The 18,349-nt window shown below is 63.1% G+C and carries 16 protein-coding genes; 3 read left to right on the plus strand and 13 right to left on the minus strand.

The annotated features are described in order from the left end of the window. Nucleotides 1-2 precede the first annotated feature (2 nt). From IDH44_RS19170 to IDH44_RS19200, 7 genes are all read right to left on the minus strand, one after another. A complete protein-coding gene (locus IDH44_RS19170) occupies nt 3-740 on the minus strand; it encodes a DNA-binding response regulator (RefSeq protein WP_223869834.1) in 738 nt (245 codons plus the stop codon). A 329-nt stretch (nt 741-1,069) separates the two neighbouring features. Next, nucleotides 1,070-2,572, minus strand: a complete 1,503-nt coding sequence (gene mutY, locus IDH44_RS19175) for an A/G-specific adenine glycosylase (RefSeq protein ID WP_190920437.1) — start codon at nt 2,570-2,572, stop codon at nt 1,070-1,072. Continuing rightward, entirely contained in the window at nt 2,569-2,979 is a 411-nt protein-coding gene (gene acpS / locus IDH44_RS19180; RefSeq protein WP_190920438.1) for a holo-ACP synthase, read from the minus strand. The genes mutY and acpS overlap by 4 nt, the downstream gene beginning before the upstream one ends. 74 nt (nt 2,980-3,053) lie before the next feature. Next, a complete protein-coding gene (gene nadE, locus IDH44_RS19185; protein ID WP_190920439.1) occupies nt 3,054-3,863 on the minus strand; it encodes an ammonia-dependent NAD(+) synthetase in 810 nt (269 codons plus the stop codon). 21 nt (nt 3,864-3,884) lie between these two features. After that, nucleotides 3,885-4,319, minus strand: coding sequence for a BrxA/BrxB family bacilliredoxin (locus IDH44_RS19190; RefSeq protein WP_190920440.1), 435 nt, complete (start codon nt 4,317-4,319; stop codon nt 3,885-3,887). Between the two features lie 167 nt (nt 4,320-4,486). Beyond that, nucleotides 4,487-4,633, minus strand: coding sequence for a hypothetical protein (locus tag IDH44_RS19195; protein WP_190920441.1), 147 nt, complete (start codon nt 4,631-4,633; stop codon nt 4,487-4,489). Between the two features lie 60 nt (nt 4,634-4,693). Next, nucleotides 4,694-5,551: an alpha/beta hydrolase gene (locus IDH44_RS19200; protein ID WP_223869841.1), complete on the minus strand. Its 858-nt coding sequence runs from the start codon at nt 5,549-5,551 to the stop codon at nt 4,694-4,696. Nucleotides 5,552-5,762: 211 nt separating this feature from the next. Here IDH44_RS19200 and IDH44_RS19205 point away from each other — a divergent pair, with 211 nt between their 5' ends. Beyond that, on the plus strand, nt 5,763-7,058 hold the full coding sequence (locus IDH44_RS19205; RefSeq protein ID WP_190920443.1) for a BaiN/RdsA family NAD(P)/FAD-dependent oxidoreductase: 1,296 nt from the start codon (nt 5,763-5,765) through the stop codon (nt 7,056-7,058). 512 nt (nt 7,059-7,570) lie between these two features. Here IDH44_RS19205 and IDH44_RS19210 read toward each other — a convergent pair. The 4 genes from IDH44_RS19210 to xylA form a co-directional block, all read right to left on the minus strand. Further along, nucleotides 7,571-9,088 carry an ABC transporter permease gene (locus IDH44_RS19210; protein ID WP_190920444.1) on the minus strand — a complete coding sequence of 506 codons (1,518 nt, stop codon included), beginning with the start codon at nt 9,086-9,088 and terminating at the stop codon, nt 7,571-7,573. After that, nucleotides 9,088-9,867: an ABC transporter ATP-binding protein gene (locus IDH44_RS19215; protein WP_190920445.1), complete on the minus strand. Its 780-nt coding sequence runs from the start codon at nt 9,865-9,867 to the stop codon at nt 9,088-9,090. Before IDH44_RS19215 ends, IDH44_RS19210 begins: the two co-directional genes overlap by 1 nt. Nucleotides 9,868-10,059: 192 nt before the next feature. Further along, nucleotides 10,060-11,556 carry a xylulokinase gene (gene xylB / locus IDH44_RS19220; protein WP_190920446.1) on the minus strand — a complete coding sequence of 499 codons (1,497 nt, stop codon included), beginning with the start codon at nt 11,554-11,556 and terminating at the stop codon, nt 10,060-10,062. A gap of 39 nt (nt 11,557-11,595) precedes the next feature. Then, the gene (gene xylA, locus IDH44_RS19225) at nt 11,596-12,909 is read right to left on the minus strand and encodes a xylose isomerase (protein ID WP_190920447.1); all 1,314 of its coding nucleotides are present in this window, start codon (nt 12,907-12,909) and stop codon (nt 11,596-11,598) included. A 198-nt stretch (nt 12,910-13,107) separates the two neighbouring features. On the opposite strand from xylA, the gene IDH44_RS19230 reads away from it, so the two are divergent. Both IDH44_RS19230 and IDH44_RS19235 read left to right on the plus strand, forming a co-directional pair. After that, nucleotides 13,108-14,265: an ROK family protein gene (locus IDH44_RS19230; protein WP_190920448.1), complete on the plus strand. Its 1,158-nt coding sequence runs from the start codon at nt 13,108-13,110 to the stop codon at nt 14,263-14,265. Nucleotides 14,266-14,499: 234 nt separating this feature from the next. Next, entirely contained in the window at nt 14,500-15,327 is an 828-nt protein-coding gene (locus IDH44_RS19235; RefSeq protein WP_190920449.1) for an aldo/keto reductase, read from the plus strand. 754 nt (nt 15,328-16,081) lie between these two features. On the opposite strand, the gene IDH44_RS19240 is transcribed toward IDH44_RS19235, so the two are convergent. Together IDH44_RS19240 and IDH44_RS19245 are read right to left on the minus strand one after the other, a co-directional pair. Continuing rightward, nucleotides 16,082-16,969 (minus strand): helix-turn-helix transcriptional regulator, encoded by an 888-nt coding sequence (locus IDH44_RS19240; protein WP_190920450.1) that lies wholly within the window; start codon nt 16,967-16,969, stop codon nt 16,082-16,084. Nucleotides 16,970-17,051: 82 nt separating this feature from the next. Further along, on the minus strand, nt 17,052-18,278 hold the full coding sequence (locus IDH44_RS19245; protein ID WP_223869835.1) for a sn-glycerol-1-phosphate dehydrogenase: 1,227 nt from the start codon (nt 18,276-18,278) through the stop codon (nt 17,052-17,054). Between the last annotated feature and the right edge of the window lie 71 nt (nt 18,279-18,349).

Here is an 18,349-nt window from a genome sequence, read left to right on the forward strand (position 1 = left end):
GATCAAGCAAGTAACGGGTGCGCACTTCCCTGCAGCAGAGCCGCTTTTAACACAGGGTCGACTCGGTATTTGTGAGTTCGAATTTTTCCTGCAGAAGCAGCGACAAGCATAGCATCCGACGTCATTTTTTTGAGCAGTCTTTCGCTGCTTCTCTCACTTATTTTTAGACGAATTGCAGCCTCTTTCACCGTTACCGTTGCTTCCCCCCTATCAGCCAAAAGAATTCGAATGACCTCACGCTCTTTAACCGATAACGACTCAAGCCTTTTCGAAACATTTCCCATCCCACTTTTTCCAAAGAATTGCTGCAGCAATTGCTGACAGGATCTCGGCTTTTCCCTCACGAGGTCATAGGCAAAACGCAGCACAGTCCAGCCATCAAGGACCAGATGGTTTTGCCGCATAAGGTGATCAGCGAACTGCCATCTACCCGTATCGCGCAAATGAGAGCTGTACCCATCAATTTCAATGCAGAGTTTTTGATCGGGGCCGAAGTAAGCGAAATCAAGGAAACGGATCCCGTCTTTGAAATCCCGGATTTCATATTCCGGAGCAAGATGTTCGAAAGTCCCTAACACTGGCCACCACACTTGTTCAAGGAACAGAGCTTCGGCATGGCCGTACTGGGATGCTGCTAGACGCTCTGCCCGTGCCCCCTTACTCTTGCTGCGGTGATCCGCCAAAAACCGATCCAACGCTACCTGGAATCCACTTCTGGATGAAAGCAAGTTACTGTTCATATTCATTCCGCCCTGCCTTTCATATGAAATAAAAATAGCCGCCCTCGCCAGAAATAACCGGCGAAGACGGCGTGTGCTTCACGACCGCTACGATCAGCTTGCAGTGTTTCGATATCGATGTTTTCATGACCATGCCTTCATGTTAATGCCTTCATGTTGATGTCTTCATGTTGATGTTTTCATGACCATGTCTTCATGTTGATGACAACATGTCTACGTCTTTATATCGAGGTTTTGAATATACATGTCTAAAGCCTACAATATATAAAATCCTGGAAAAATGCAAGTTACTTATCGGGACAACGACGGAACTTGCATACGAATAGAGATCAAAGCTCGTAATCCATCCAATAGTCGCGTAAAATGCGCAAAAATACATTGGGGAACGCCAGCTCCCGCATATCCTCCGGACCGATCCAGCGATAGCCAGGGGGCAGTGGCTCGTCCGCTTCTCCGGCTGCAACTCCAGTGGTTGCGGCATCAGTGCTGCGGGCCCGTGCCGTTGTCTGTGCCGACAGCTCGTAAAAAGCTGACGTCTCGGCGACCTTGCGCTCATTTGATGCAGGCGCCGCTTGCGCTTCTTCGTGCGGCCGCAGCACGAACCCGAAGTCCGTAAGAATTACCCGGACTTCCCACTTCAGATGGCTGAACAGGTGCTCCGCTACCATAAACTGCTCGCGCGGCCGCACCAGCAGATGCGTCTCTTCCGCGATGGAACGGACAAGCAGTTCCATCTGTTCCAACTGCCCGGCTTGCTTCATATGGCCAGCACTAACCGTCTGCTGAGCTTGCTCAAAATATCCCGCTTGCGCACTCTGCCCGACCTGCCCGACCTGCCCGACCCGCCCGACCCGCCCGACCTGCTCGACCTGCTCGACCCGCTCGACCCGCTCGGCTTCTCCCGCTTGTCCGGGCTGCTCCATCTGCCCCGCTTGCTTCACCTGAGCCTTGCCCAACGGCATTTTGCCGCTCGCCTCCACTGCTGCATAACCATCCGGAACCAGCACATGCGGCAGCTCCCACATGCCCGCCAGCAGGCCCGTGTCCGGGCGCTGCCGCACCAGGATCTTGCCGGCCAGCGCATCGCGACCCTCGATCAAGGCGGCGAGCCGTAGCTCGGGCCGCGGCTTCTTGGCCTTGGTCTTGATCGGCAGCTCCCGCTCGCGCCCCGCCAGGCGTCCCTCACAGTGCGCCATCACCGGGCAGATCAGGCAGCCCGGCGACTTCGGCGTGCAGATGAGCGCACCGAGCTCCATCAGCCCTTGGTTGAAGTCGCCGGCCGCCCCTTCGGGGATGAGCTGCCGCGCCAACTGCTCGATGCCCACCCGCGTACGCGGCTTGGCAATATCCGCCTCCAGGCAAAAATAACGCGACAGCACGCGCATCACATTGCCGTCTACCGCCGGCTCCGGCCGGTCAAAAGCGATGCTCATGACTGCGCCCTTCGTATACGGACCGATGCCCTTGAGCGCGCCGACCGCCTCGACGTCGTCCGGCACCTGACCGCCGTGCCGCTCCATCACCTGCCGCGCCCCGGCCTGCAGATTGCGCGCGCGCGAATAATAGCCCAACCCCTCCCAGCACTTGAGCACCTCTGCCTCCGGTGCCTCGGCGAGCGCCTGCAGCGTCGGGAAGCGCGTCATGAAGCGCTCGTAATACGGAATGACCGTATCGACGCGCGTCTGCTGCAGCATAATCTCCGAGACCCAGATGCGATAAGGATCGCGGCTCCTGCGCCACGGCAGGTCGCGCCGCTGGGCCCGGTACCACTCCAGCAGCTCTCGGCTGAAGTAGCTTCGCCCTTCTTCCGTTCCTGCCACCTTCTCCGTCATGAATAACTCCTTCCCTGATGCCGTTCTGCAATGGCAAACGCCGACGCCAGCAACCGCTCGTGCGTAATCGTCACATGCACAGTCACCTCGGCCTCGGGCAGGCCCAGGCTATGCCGGGTCCGCGCCGACAGTCGGCACGCCGGGCGCCCAAGCGCATCTGGCATAATTTCGATATCGCCGAATCCGGCATGCGCGCCGATGCCGCAGCCGAGCGCCTTGACGACCGCTTCCTTGGCGGCAAAACGCCCGCTGACGAACTCGGCCAGCCGCGCCTCGCCCCGCGCACGCGCGCAGCTCTGCTCGGCAGGGGTGAGAATGCGCGCCAAAAAACGCGCGCCCGCCTGCCCCTCCAAAATGCGCCGCACGCGCGCTATATCCACGATGTCGTGGCCAATTCCTTGTATCATACGTCCCTCCCGCCGCGCCATACGGTTCTGTGCCCGCTCTTCATAGAAGGACCCCTGAGACGGGGTCCCAGAGGTCAGATGCCCGGAATCGGGCTTCGCTTGTGTTCGGTCTTGCGATAATGCTGTTCCAGCTTCTCCGCGACCTCGGGGGCGATCGTCTTGCCCTCCAGATAATCGCTGTTGTCCGCATACGTGATGCCGAGCTCGCCTTCGTCGGTCTGGCCTTCCCACAGGCCGGCGCTCGGCGCCTTGTCCAGCACCGTCTGCGGTACGCCGAGCGCACCGGCCAGCAGCCGCACCTGACGCTTGTTGAGCGAGGCGAGCGGCGTGATATCGACGGCGCCGTCGCCCCACTTCGTATAGAAGCCGATGATCGCCTCCGAGGCGTGATCCGTGCCGACCACGAGCAGATTCAGCTCCGAGGCCAGCGCATATTGCGCCACCATGCGCGAGCGGGCCTTGATGTTGCCCTTGGTCAATTGATTGATGTGCCGATTGACGTGGATGCCCTTGAGACTATGCTCGACCTCCAGCGCGATCTCATTGACCGCATCCTCGATATTCGCCTCCACCGTGTGCTCCAGCTCGAAGGCCCGGGCCACTGCGTAGCTGTCGGAAATATCGGCCTGCGTGCCATACGGCAGGAACACGCCGAGCGTCATATACGGCTTGCCCGTCTCGGCCGTCAGTTCGTCGGTCGCCCGCTTGCACAGGCCGGCCGCCACCGAGCTGTCGATCCCGCCGCTAATCGCGATCAGCAGGCCGGACGTGCCCGAGTCCAGGACGTACGTTTTGAGAAAGTCGACGCGCCTGCGAATGTCCGCTTCCACATCAATCGTCGGCTGTACGCCGAGCTTCCTGATAATCTCCTGCTGTATGCTCACCGAATTCCTCCTTGCTGGTCGTTAGCGGCAGTGGCGGTCAAAAGCGGCGTCCAGCTCGGCGGCAATCTCCTGAGCGGAACGATTCTCGATCTGATGGCGTTCGATGAAATGCACCAGCTCGCCGTCCTTCATCAGCGCGATCGACGGGGACGATGGCGGATAGGGAGCGAAATATTCGCGCGCCTTGGCCGTCGCTTCCTTGTCTTGGCCCGCAAACACCGTATACAGATGATCGGGCGTCACATCGTGCTGCAGCGCAGCAGCGACGCCGGGGCGGCACTGGCCGGCGGCACAGCCGCATACCGAGTTAACCACCACGAGCGCGGTGCCTTTGGCGTCCGGGAGCGCCGCTTCCACCTCTTCGGGGGTACGCAGCTCCGTAATGCCCAAGCGCGTCAATTCGTCGCGCATCGGCTGCACCATATCCAGCATGTATCGTTCAAAAGACATCGACATGGATCCTACACTCCTTTGTCCAGCATTTTGTACTATTATACTCCCCACAAGGAGTGAAAGCAAAGGCGGATGTTCGGGAATGAAGCGCCAAAAGAAAGCCGCGCCTCCAAGGAGACGCGGCATGAAATGAAGGCTTCCGGCTATTCGGACGGACAGCCGTAATGCGATCAGACCGACGGCCGATTCGGGCCGTCCAGTTTTTTGTCGAAACCGGGGGATTCGGGCGATTGCTTTTTTTCCTGATTCCGCTGGGCTTGGGCGGCGTCTTGCCGCTTGGCGCCGGCTGTGGACGGATCGCGCTGCTGTGCGCACATGCAAACCGCCTCCTTTCAGGCGTTAGTATGCGCCCGAGGCTTGCCGTTATTCATGCTTCCTCACGCCGGACCATCCCCGGAGCGCCGCGTCGCAGCGTCGAGCCAGTCGACAATCATGTCCATGACCTGCGCCTTGTCCTTGTCCTGATGCAGCTCGTGCAGGCCGTCCGGCCAAGCCGCATACGTGCAGCGTTCCCCCAGCGCGGCGGCGAGCTCGGCGCTCGCCCGCTCCGAGGTGACCGGATCGGCCAGCCCGTGCAGCAGCAGCAGCGGCACCTGGAGCCGGTCGGCATGGGAGATCGCCCACAGCCCCTCGCGCATGAGCGCAAAATACATGCCGGCCGTAATCCGGTCGTGCACGAGCGGATCGGCCGACTTGGGCGGCAAATCCGGCAGCTCGTGCACCAGATCCGAGGCCTGCAGCCCGGTCGATTGGGAAAAAGCCGGCCAGATGCGCGCCATGCCCCGCCCGACCAGCAGCTTGAGCCGCGGCGGCTCAAAGGCCAGACGAAGCCAGGGGCTCGTCAGCACGAGCGCGTGAAGCCGCGGCTGCAGATGCAGCGCGCAGCTGAGCGCCACATTGCCGCCCATGCTGTGGCCGTAGAGCACGCGAGGCAGCTCCGGGCGGCGTCGGCGCGCCAGCTCGATCAGCGCGGCGGCGTCGGCCCGCAGCGCCTCCATCGACGGCGTATGCCCGCGCGTCCCCGGCGAGCGGCCGTGTCCGCGCTGGTCATAGGCCAGCACCGCATAGCCGGCGCCGGTGAGGCGGAGCGCCAGCTCTGCATAGCGGCCGCTATGCTCGCCCATGCCGTGTACGAGACAGACGACAGCGTTCGCCTCCGCTTCGGAATCGCGCCATTCGCGCGCGTAGAGATCCAGGCCGTCGCGCGTGCGCAGCGTGAGCGCTTCGCATTCCATTGCCACTGGCAGCACTTCCTTTCCTTTCCCGTATAGCTTCATTTTACGCCCCCGGCGTAGTGCGGGCAACCGTCTTCGACATGCCGGACAGCCCGGCGAGCGGCGAATCGCCCAAAAAATTTTGCGAATCGGCAGACTGCCGTATACAATACAAGTATTGTAGCGGCAGCGCTCAGGCAGCGCGGCGCGTGAGGGAAAGGAAGACACAGCGATGCACGACGAGTACGAGGTAATAATCATCGGGGGCGGGCCGTCCGGACTGATGGCCGCGATCGCGGCCAGCGCAGCAGGGGCGCGGACCGCCCTCATTGACAAGGGCAGCAAGCTCGGACGCAAGCTCGGCATCTCCGGCGGCGGGCGCTGCAACGTCACCAACGCCATGGAGCTGGACGAGCTGATCCGCCATATCCCCGGCAACGGCCGCTTTTTGCACAGCGCCTTTGCCGAGTTCGACAACCGCAGCATCATCCGCTTTTTCGAGGGACTCGGCATTGCGCTCAAGGAGGAGGACCGCGGACGCATGTTCCCCGTCTCGGACAAAGCCAAGACCGTGGTCGACGCGCTCGTCGGCCGCGTGCGCGGGCAGGGCGTGGACATCCTCGTCAACCGCCCGGTTGCCGAGGTCCGCTACGAAGAGGGCCGTACAGCAGGGGTACGGCTGCAGGACGGCACCGTGCTATCCGCAGGCGCGGTCGTCATCGCCACCGGCGGCAAGTCGGTGCCCCACACCGGCTCCACCGGGGACGGCTATCCGTGGGCCGAGCAGGCTGGGCATACGATCACCGAGCTGTATCCGACCGAGGTGCCGCTCACCTCGGACGAGGCGTTCATCCGCAGTCGCGAGCTGCAGGGACTGTCGCTGCGCGACGTGACGCTGACGGTATGGAATGCCAAGGGCAAAAAAATTGTCATGCACGAAGGCGACATGCTGTTCACCCACTTCGGCCTGTCCGGTCCGGCCGCGCTGCGCTGCAGCCAATATGTCGTCAAGGCGCTGCGCGCCCAGGCGGCCAAGGGCGGCGCGCCCGACGTCGAGCTCAGCATCGACCTGCGGCCCGGCAGCGACACGGACGGCGTGGCCCGCGATACGCTGGCACTGGCCGCGGCCGAGCCGCGCAAGGCGATTCGCAACGTGCTCAAGGCGTACTACCCCGAGCGGCTCGTGCCGCTGCTGCTGCGGCGCAGCGGACTGGATGGCGATACGACCTACGCCAATATCCCGAAGCAAGCTTGTCGGCAACTGGCGGAGCTTACCAAGCGATTGTCCATTCGCATCGATGGCACGCGCTCGCTGGAGGAAGCCTTCGTGACCGGGGGCGGCGTGCATCTCAAGGAGATCGAGCCGCGCACGATGATGTCGAGACGCATGCCCGGACTGTTCTTCTGCGGCGAGGTGCTGGACATTCACGGGTACACCGGCGGCTACAACATCACCGCCGCCTTCACCACCGGCCATGCCGCCGGCAAGCACGCGGCGCTGCATGCGTTGCAGGAGCCCGCGCATTAATGTCCATTACAGAATAACCTGGCGCGATTGAAACCGTCTTTATCCCTTCACCATCCTCCAACGAACCTAGCGGTTGCCACAGCGGCTACTGCGCCCAAAAAAGCGCCGATTGAATTGTAACGGTTGCCATAGGTCTTATTTTCTTGAAATCCATCGAAATAACGCGATTGTGGCCAAATAAGCGCGCGGGCAACCGTTAGATGAGATGAGGTGAGGTGAGGTGCGTCCGTTTGCCCGCCTGATGGATGAGCTGTCTTTGGTTATTTCGTGAAGTATTCTTAGCCGCTCGCTCATCCCTGCTCCCTGCCGTTCGAGCACGGTTCCTCCGTCCCCTTCTTCTGTCGCCGTTCTTCCGTCGGAGCAGCCGATGGCGCAGATCACGTGCGGAGCCTCTACCCGCCGGGGAGCCGTGGCTGCGCGGCACCGCCTTCCGCCATGTGCGGTCCCAGCGCCACGGCACGGCGTCCTGCAGGTGCAGACCGCCGTACCATTCATAAGAGCGTCCCCCCCTGTTACTTGCCATGACCTGCAAAAGTCTCGGCTTCGTTCCGGGCGGCGCCTGTCCGATGCAGCGCCCAGCAGATCAGCGGTCCTGTCAGCAGGCCGAGCAGGCCGCCCCATAGCGGCAACAGCAGCCAGCCTGCGACTGCGGACCAGACAGCGACCGGCGGCAGCAGCAGCCAGCAGCGCGAGACGATGCGCCCCTTGGCCAGCTGCACATCGGTCCAGCCGAACCGAGCGATGAACGGCTCCTCGATCCACTGCTTCCATTGCTGCCCGAGCCAGCCCGCCCCCATCAGCGTCAGCATCGGCAGGAGCGCCGCCGCGAGCGGCGGCGGACAGAGCGCGATGGCCGTCGCGCCCATCGAGAGGAAGCCGAGCCACAGCCGCAGCGTTTCGAAGCGGCGCACGAAAGCCTTGAGGCGCATTTCCGCCAGCATCGTGCCGCCGTCCGTGCCTCGCAAGAGGCGCCCCGAATGGCGGAACATCAGCGGCTTGGCGACGCGGATGAGCGGCTTCGCCGACACGACCTGGCTCATCAGCAGCTCGGTGCTGCGCAGCCGCGCGCGCCGCTGGGCGGCGACATCCTGCTCGAAGCTGCCGATAGCGCGGCGCCATTTCACGGCCACCAGGAACAGCCACAGGACGGCCGCGACGGCACAAGCGCAGACGAGCAGCCATAGGGATCCGCGACCGGCCAGCATCGGCAGCAGATACCCCGCGCCCAGCACGAGGAGCAGCGCGCTTTCGCGCAGCCATTTGCGCCAGCCTGCGCCCATGCGGCCGCTGAGCAGACTCGACAGCAGGGCGGACGAGTGTCTGAAAAGAACCGTGTACGCCAGGCCGAGCGCCACCGCGAGCGGCGACAGCTCCACCACTTCCAATAGCCACGGCAGCGCAAGCGCATAGATCAGCAGCGTCGATAGCGTCTGGACGGCGAGCGTGTAGACGATGCCGCGCCGCGCCACCCCGCTCAGCCACTGTACTCGCTGCAGCAGGAAGAGCCGGTCCGCCTCCTCCAGGAGCAGCCGCAGCGATGCGATCCATACGCTCACCGTCAGTACGATAGGCAGCACGGCATACGGGATCATTCCGAGCCAGGGGGGCTGCTCGCGGATCAGCTCCAGATAGCTGCCGCCGCCGATGAACAGCCCAGGGACGAGCAGATAGATCCACACCGTCCAATCGAGCGCGCTGCCCCATACCTTGCGCTGCTCGGCATAGTAGCTGCGCAGCCGTATCGCGAACAAGCGGCCGGGCGTCATCATTCGCTTGCGTGCAAGGTCGCCAGACACTGTGCGCTCGATGTGCTCGGGTGGCGCGGTGTGATCGGCTGGCTCAGCCGGGTCAGGGAGCTCCGTATGCTCGGCGCGCTCTGTTTGCGCAATGTACTTGGCGCGCTGCGTGTGCTGCGTGTGCTCGGCATGCTTCGTGTGCTCGGCGTACTCCGTGTGCTGCGTGTGCTCGGGATGCTTCGTGGACTCTGCGCGCTTCGTATGCTCGACGTGTTCCGTTCGCTTGCTCCGCATCAGGTCAGCTTCCTGAAGCAGTCCAGCAGGCTCGCCGATTCGCCGCAGTCCGCCGTGACGCGCACCTCGTCCAGCGTACCGCTCGCCACGACCGTGCCGCTGTCGACGAGCACGAAGCGCTCGGCGATGCGCTCCGCCGTGTCGAGCACATGGGTGGACATGAGCACGCCCGCCCCCCGCTGCCGCTCCAGCTCCAGCAGCTCCAGGAAGTCGCCGGTCGCGCGCGGATCGAGACCCACGAACGGCTCGTCGACGATATACAGGTCGGGCTCGAGCAGGAAGCCGATGATCAGCATCAGCTTCTGCTGCATGCCCTTGGAGAAGCGGATCGGGTACAGATGCCTTTGCTCCGTCAGGCGGAAGCGCTCCAGCAGCCGCTCAGCGCGATCGGCGAATTGCGGCTCGTCCATGCCGTAGGCGGAGGCCGCCAGCCGCAGATGCTCCCACAGGGTGAAATATTCATACAGCACCGGCTGTTCCGGCACATAGGCGTAGCGCTGCCTCGCGCCGCCGATGCGCACCTCGCCCTTGCGGTACGGCAGCAGGCCGAGCGCAGTCTTGATCGTCGTGCTTTTGCCGGCGCCGTTGGGCCCAATGAGTCCGACCAGTTCGCCCGCGCCGACCGCAAGATGGATATTGGCGATCGTCGGTTTGCCAATCTCGTAACCTGCTTCTTCAATATCCAGCTCCAGCACATTCGTCTCCCGTTCCGGTACGCGCGGCAGTGCTTCGTCGGAGCGGGATGGCCCCTGGCGGGATGACTCGCGATTGGCTTCCATTTTGCCGTCTCCTCTCTCTGGTCCTGCATATGTTGAGATAGTTGAGATATCTGAAGGCTTTCTTGTTCATACGATACTGATGACCTGGGGTTCCCTTCAAGTATAGCAAGAAAAAGCCCGGACAACGCTTGAAAAGCGTCATCCGAGCCTCGTTCATTTGAATCCGCTATCCATCCGCCTGTGCTCCGCTGCTCAAGCCCGATAAGGCAAAAGCGCCTCGCCGAGGCCGCGCGTCTGCGCGTAGACCTGACGGTAAGCGTCGAACAGGCCGGCATACTGCCGTACCGCCGCCGCATCGGGCCGGTACGTAGCGCCATGGCGCACGAAGCGTGCCGCGCAGGCCTCCAGGCTGTCGAACCAGCCGCAGCCGTAAGCCGCCAGCATCGCCGCGCCCATCCCCGGTCCCTGCTCGGTCTCCAGCGCCACGACCTCCGCGTCGAAGATATCCGCCTGCATCTGCAGCCAGTGCGGATTGCGGGCGCCGCCGCCGATCGAGATGATCGTATCGACCGTCTTGCCCGCCGCGCGGAAGATCGCCACCGATTCGTTGAGCGAGAAGGTGATGCCCTCGAGCACCGCCCGCGCGAAGTGATCGCGGCCGTGCGAGCCGTCGATGCCGATGAAGCTGCCGCGTACGACCGCATCCGCGTGCGGCGTGCGCTCGCCGACCAGATACGGCGTGAAGAGCAGGCCGCCCGCGCCAGGCCGCACGTCGCCGACGCCCGCCAGCAGCGCATCATACGATTCGTCCGGGGCGAAGGTGCGGCGGAACCAGCTCAGCGAATAGCCCGCGCCGAGCGTCACGCCCATGGCGTAGAAGGCGTCCGGCTTGCCGTGATTGAAGAAGTGCACCTTGCCGCCAAAGTCGCGATCCTTGTCCGCCTCCGACGAAAGAATGACCCCCGATGTGCCGATGCTGCACAGCGTCACGCCCTCGCTCAGGATGCCCGCGCCGATCGCGCCGCAGGCATTGTCCGCGCCGCCGGCATAGACGCCGGTGCGCTGCGACAACCCGCTCGCCGCGGCCGCATCAGAGCTGAGCTCGCCGACGCGATCATGCGACGCCACGAGCGGCACGCAGAGCTGCGGCGACAGGCCGAAGGCGTCCAGGATCTCCGTGCTCCAGCGCTTGTTCGCGACGTCGAGCAGCAGCGTCCCTGCAGCATCGGAATAATCCATGTGCAGCTCGCCGGTCAGCTTGTAGCGCACGTAGTCCTTGGGCAGGACAAACGTCGCCGCGCGGGAAAACGCCTCCGGTTCATGCTGCCGCACCCAGAGCAGCTTCGGCAGCGTGAAGCCTTCCAGCGCCGGATTGCGCGCGATGCCGAGCAGCCGCTCGCCAAGCGTGCGCTCGATCTCGCGGCACTGCTCGCTCGTGCGCGTATCGTTCCACAGGATGGCGCGCCGCACCGGCGCGCCTGCGCCGTCCAGCAGCACGAGCCCGTGCATTTGTCCGGAGAAGCTGATCCCCTCCACGGCGTCCGCCTCGGCGCCCAGTCCGTCCGTCAGCTCGCGCAGCGCCTCCAGCGTGCCGCGCACCCAATCGTCCGGATCCTGCTCGCTCCAGCCGGAATAATTATGATACAGCGGATACTCGCGCGCCGCCTCGGCGCGCACTGTTCCTTCCCGATCGACGAGCAGCGCCTTGACCGCGCTCGTGCCCAGATCGATGCCGATGACATATCCCACTTGCCGGTCTCCCCCTCTCGTCGCCAGCGTGCAGCAAGACTACACGCTGTAGATGATTTCGTTGATTTGCTGCTTGATCCGCTCCTGACGGCCGGAGATGTTTTTGATCGGATTGTTTTGCAGCGCGTACTGCTCGAGCGACTTCAGCGTCGCCTTGCCGGAGACGATCTCCTCGCCTATGCCGCTGCCGTAGCTGCCGTAGCGCTCGCCGATGATGGTGTCGAAGAATTTGCTCTCGACCATCTTGGCCGCGGCCTTGAGTCCCCACGCGAACGAATCCATGCCGGCGATGTGCGCGTAGAACAAGTCCACGTCCTCGAACGAGCCGCGACGCACCTTGGCGTCGAAGTTGATGCCGCCGCGTCCGATGCCGCCGGCGCGCAGCAGCTCGTACATCGTCAGCGTCGTGGCATACAGATCGGTCGGGAATTCGTCCGTGTCCCAGCCGAGCAGCAGATCGCCCTGGTTCGCGTCGAGCGAGCCGAGCATACCGTTGATCGCCGCCGTGCGCAGCTCGTGCTCGAACGTGTGGCCCGCCAGCGTGGCGTGATTCGCTTCCAGGTTGAGCTTGAAGTGACCCGCCAGATCGTACTTTTGCAGGAAAGAGATCGTCGTCGCCGCATCAAAGTCGTACTGATGCTTGCTCGGCTCCTTCGGCTTGGGCTCAATCAGGAATTGCGCGTCAAAGCCGATCTCGCGCGCATAGTCCAGCGCCATGCGATACAGCCGCGCCAGATTGTCCAGCTCCATCTCCATGTCGGTGTTGAGCAGCGTTTCGTAGCCCTCGCGGCCGCCCCAGAACACGTAGTTCTCCGCGCCCAGCTCCTTGCCCACTTCCAGCCCCTTTTTCACCTGCGCCGCCGCATAGGCATAGACGTCCGCATTGGAGGAGGTGCCGGCGCCATGCACGAAGCGCGGGTTCGTGAACATGTTGGCGGTATTCCAGAGCAGCTTTTTGCCGCTCGATTTCATGTTCTGCTTCAGCAGCTCGACGATGGTATCGAGATTCTGATTCGTCTCCTGCAGCGTCTCGCCCTCCGGCGCCACGTCGCGGTCATGGAAGCAGTAGTACGGCACGCCGAGCTTTTCGAGGAATTCGAAGTTCGCTTCGACCCGCGCCTTCGCCTTGTCCATCTCGCTCATCGTGTCCCAGGCGCGCACGGCCGTACCGACGCCGAACGGATCCGCGCCCGCCCCGGTGAACGTGTGCCAGTACGCAACCGCGAAGCGCATATGCTCCTCCATCGTCTTGCCCAGCACCTTCTCCTGCGGGTTGTAATGCTTGAATGCCAGCGGATTGTCCGAGCCCTTGCCCTCGTATGCGATCTTGCCTACCGATTGAAAATAACTCATTTCACGGAAGCCTCCTTTGGTAAATGAAAACGCTATTACGTGATGCCGTGACGCACAAGGTGACACACACTATGACGCACAATTCGATTCGCAATATTTTTACTTCCCGCTCTATTCTACCATCGGAAAACTTAGTTTGTCTATCCAACAAAGTAAGTTTGTGATAAAATTTTTTTAAGGAAACGGAGGAACGGCATCATGGCGAAAACAACCGGCGACACCGCGCTGATCAAAAAAATGAATCTCTCGATCGTGCTGGAGGAGATTATCCGCCGCGGCCCGCTCTCGCGGGCTGCGATCTCCGGTACGACGGGACTGAACAAGGCCACCGTGTCCAGTCTCGTGCAGCATCTGATCGACGGGCAGCTCGTGCTCGAGCTCGGACCGGGCGAGTCGAGCGGCGGCCGCAAGCCGGTCATGCTCACCTTCAATCGGGCGGCCGGCTACGCCGTCGGCGTCGACCTGGGCGTCAATTACATCCGCGGCGCACTAACCGACTTGGACGGCAATCTCATCGCCGAGCGGGAATACCCGCTCGCCGGCACCGGTCTGGAGGCGGCGGTGGCCGAGCTCTGTGCCTGCATCGGAGAGCTGATCGCAGCAGCGCCGTCCAGCCCGTACGGCATCGTCGGCATCGGCGTCGGCGTGCCCGGGATCGTCGATGGAGCGGGCATGATCCTGCTCGCGCCGAATCTCGGGTGGCAGCAAGTCGCCCTGCGCGCGCGGCTCGAGGAGCGCTTCGGCGTGCCTGTCACGATCGACAACGAGGCCAACGCCGGCGCCCAGGGCGAGCAGCGCTACGGCGCAGGACGCGGCATCGCCAATCAGATCTACGTCAGCGTCGGCATCGGCATCGGCACCGGCCTGATCCTCGGCGGCGAGCTGTACCGGGGCGCTTCCGGCTACTCTGGCGAGCTCGGCCATCTCTCCATCGAGCTCGCCGGCAAGCCCTGCCGCTGCGGCAATCGCGGCTGCTGGGAGCTGTACGCCTCGGAGAACGCGCTGCTGGAGCAGGCCGAGCCGCTCGGCTACAGCTCGCTGCGCGCGCTGCTGGAGGCGGCCGGCGACGGCTCCGAGGATGCGCGGCGCCTCTTCTATGGCATCGGCACGCACCTCGGGGCAGGGATCGCGAGCATCGCCAATATCTTCAATCCCGACGCCGTCATCGTCGGCAATCGCATGAGCCGCGCCCGCCGGTGGCTGGAGGAGGCGCTGCGCGACACGATTGCGGCGCGCGCGCTGCCGCATCACCGCGGCGATCTGCGCATCCTGTTCGCCGAGCTCGGGGAGCGCTCGGCCATGCGCGGCGCGGCCTCCGAGGCCATCGAGCGCTTCTTGGCCCGGATTCACGACTGATCGCGGACGTCTGGCTCGGAATCGCGACTGGCCGCGGGCGTCTTGACTCGAATTCGCGACTGATATCGCTGACTTCACCGACGGGATTCTGCGACTGGTATCATGCGCTTCTTGGCCTGGAATTCGAGACTGATCGCGGATAGGGACTCGCACTGACTCCTTCCGGTTCGAAATCTGTTATCTCGTCGCATTACCGGGTAATAGGAAAGAGTCACTTGAAGAGGAGGATTCATAATGGACCCGATTATGACCGATCATACCGTCTTGCATAATGGCGTGCGCATGCCCTGGCTTGGCCTGGGCGTGTACAAGCTGGATGATGGCGAGGAGGTGCGCGGCGCTGTGTCGACGGCGCTTGAGGCAGGCTACCGCAGCATCGACACAGCCGCGATGTACGGCAACGAGACCGGTGTGGGCGAGGCGATCCGCATATCCGGCATCCCCCGCGACCAAGTGTTCGTCACGACCAAGATCTGGAACGACGATCACGGCTACGATCGTGCGCTGGCCGCCTTTGAAGAGAGCCGCCAGCGGCTCGGGCTGGAATACGTCGACCTGCTGCTCATCCATTGGCCGGTCAAGGAGCGCTACGTCGACACCTGGCGCGCCCTGGAGAAGCTGTACAACAACGGCCTGGTGCAAGCGATCGGCGTCAGCAATTTCCAGCCGCATCATCTCGAGCGGGTAATGGACGCCGGCTCGATCGTACCGATGGTCAACCAGGTCGAGCTGCATCCGCTGCTGACGCAGAAGGAGCTGCTGCGCTATACGCACCAGCACCAGATTCAGCTCGAGGCGTGGAGCCCGCTGATGCGCGGCGCCCTGGACATTGACGTGCTCCAGGAGATCGGCGCCCGGCACGGCAAGTCGCCCGCTCAGGTCATCCTGCGCTGGGACGTGCAGAACGGCGTCGTGGTGATCCCCAAGTCGGGCCATCCGGAGCGGATTCGCAGCAACGCAGCCATATTTGATTTCGAGCTCACCGACGAGGAGATGGCACAGATCGACGCCCTCGATACCGGCAAGCGCTTCGGCCCCGATCCGGACAATTTTGACTTTTAAAAGTACGGTGCTACAGAAAGCAGTGATCGTAAACGCCAGATTGGGCGGCACACCGGCCCCGGGACACCGGGCCACTGGGGTACCGGGGTACCGGGCCACCGGGACACCAGTAGAGGCTTTTTATCTCTATTGAATCTCGGTTGGATCTTGTCTAGTGAATCTCGGTTGGATCTTGTCTAGATCTCGTCTGATATCGTTTGGGTCTTGTCTTTTTTTCACCGGCTAGACGGTGTGTGCTTCTCCTCGGGCACGCGCAATCAAGCAGTGGTAGGCGAAGTACACTTTCAATAATTCCCAAAGAACCTTCGTCCCCGACGCACTCGGAACGAAGGTTTTAGGTTTGTTGTCCATTACAGAATAACCTGGTGCGATGCGATTGAAACCGTCTTTATTCCTTCACTGTCCGCCAACGAACCTAACGGTTGCCACAGCGGCTATTGCGCCCAAAAAAGCGCCGATTGCATTGTAACGGTTGCCACAGGTCTTATTTTCTTGAAATCCATCGAAAAAACGCGATTGAGGCCAAATAAGCGCTGTGGCAACCGCTAGCCCGGAAATCGCCTGAAATCGATCGAAATAAGCGCGCTGGCAACCGTTAGCTGAGGTGAGGTGAGGTGAGTCCGTTTGCCCGCCTGATGGATGAGCTGTCTTTGGTTATTTCGTGAAGGATCCTTGGTCATTTACGCAGCGCGAACCCGTTTCTCCGCAGTCGTATCGCACACGAGTGCAAGCGCAGCCCTGCTATCCGTCCCGCCTACTCCGGGTCGGCGCTGAAACGCTTGCGGTATTGCAGGGGCGACTGGCCGATGTGCTCGGAGAAGGTACGGGAAAAATGCGGCGTCTGCCTGAAGCCGGTCCGCGTCGCCACCTCCGCTACGGGCAAATCGGTCTTGAGCAGCAGCAGCTTGGCCTGGTCCATGCGCAGGTGGAGCAAATACTGCTGCGGCGTCATTCCGAATACCTCGATCATGCAGCGCGCCACATAATTGGAATGAAGGCCGAGCGCGCCGCTAATCGTCTTGTTAGTGACCTGAGCGCCGCTGTGACGCTTGAGATACTCGGCCGCCTGCTCCGCCACCTGCAGCGCCGTCCACGGGGCAGCGGTCCGCCCCGCGCGCTCGACCAGCTGCAGCAGCCGCTGAAAAACCAGCTGCCGCTGCCAAAAGCTGTCCGCGCCGCCGCCGAGCGCCGCAGCGGCGAGCTCGTCCAGCAGCTGTACGCCTTGTGCGGCCGCCTCCCCGGCGAGCCGCCCCCGCAGCGGCAGTCGCAGCGCATGGACATAGTGGTCGCCGCTCAGCCCGCCGGAACCGTTGCCCGGGCTGCCGCCAAGGCGGAGCTCCCAGGGGCCCGCCGTCTGGAAATGCAGCCAATCGAAGGCCGCGCCGTCCGCACCGGCCTCTGCGGCGAGCGGCGGTTCGTCGGGGCGGCGCAGCAGCACCTCGCCAGGGCCCGCCGACCGGGGGCGGCCGCCGTCCGTGAGCGCCATGGCGCCCTCGCGAATATGAATCAGCTCGAACATGCCCGTGGCCGAGCGGCGCGGATGGCGCTCGCCCGGAGCGTAGCGGCGATGCTCGTATTCAATCAAGTAGGGAAGCGGCGGCGTCAAAAAAGCAAGCATCGGAATCGATGATATCGTGCTCATAGCTGTCCCGCAATCCGAATGTCAGGGTTACACATACCGGTCTCCTTGGCTAATTAATAAATTGTAGAAGCCGCTCGCGTGCTCACAGCGGCTCGTGCGGCTCCACGAGCGTATTGAACGCCCGCAGCAGCGTGTAGCGGCTCCGGACATGATGCGCCTGGCGCAGACTGCGCGCCAGCAGCTCCTGGCCGATGCCTAGCTCGGATGGCTCGCTCGGTCCGCCGACCTCGCGCAGCAGCTCCTGGAGCCGATGCGGCTCGGGAATGTCCTTGACCCACGCCTTGATATCCGGCCAGCTCGCTTCGATCCGCGCCAGCTCCGGCCCGCCGGCCGCCCGCTCGGGCTCGTCCATGAACTGCGCCCGCGCCACAATCTCGTGATAGATCGCCGAGATCTCCACGCTGGCGACTCCGACCTTGGCCCCGTGCAGCAGCTGCTTGCGGCCGTGCCGCAAGTAGTCCATCTCCCAATAATGCGACAGATGATGCTCGGCGCCCGAGGCCGGATGCGACTGTCCGAACAGCAGCATCGCCACGCCCGACGCGATGAGCGCCCGCATCAACACGGCGATGCCTTCCGCATCGCGCGCCGCGATCCGGCTGCGGCCCGCCACGCACGCCTCGAGCGCGTCCCTGGTGATGCGCGCCGCCAGCTCGTCATAGGGCTCGCCGGCAATGGCATGGGAGAAGCGCCAGTCGAACAGCGACGTGTACTTGCCCAGCATGTCGCCGAAGCCGGCTGCCACCAGCGCCGCCGGCGCTTGCACGAGCACGTCCAGATCGGCGAACAGCGCGATCGGCGCGGACGCCGGGATCGTGATTTTCTCTCCATTGACAAGAATCGGCGCGCCCTTGGAGTTGAAGCCGTCCACCGACGGCGCCGTCGGCACCGAGACGAACGGCAGCTGCATATGATACGCGACGAACCGGACGATGTCATGTATCGTTCCGGAGCCGACCGCGACCAACAGTCGCGTCTGCTCACGCCGTACGCCGAGCATCGCGTGCACGAGCGACCGCTCATCCGCCACCACGTCTCCCTGGTGATCCGGGGGCACGAGGCGGCGCTCCGCCCGGACGCCGCGCGCCGCCAGATGCGTCAGCAGCGTTTCGCCCGCTGCTTCCCAGGTCGTCTCGTCCGCTACCAGGAGTACGCAGCTCTCGCCCGCTGTCGCGCCGGCGATATAGTCGGCTGCCGTCTTGAGCGCTCCTGCCGCCACTTCGATTCGATCAATTGCAAGCGGCTCCAGGGCAGTGCCTGCCCGGAGCGCCATCTCGTTCCACTTCGCCAATTGCTCCTGCATCGCCATCCCTCGCTTCCTTCAGGAATTGTCGCTAGATTCCTTGATTCCTTGATTCCTTAACCACTTGATCGTGCTTG

The sequence above is a fragment of the Paenibacillus sabuli genome, from assembly GCF_014705605.1.
GTDB classification, from domain to species: Bacteria; Bacillota; Bacilli; order Paenibacillales; family Paenibacillaceae; genus Paenibacillus_D; species Paenibacillus_D sabuli.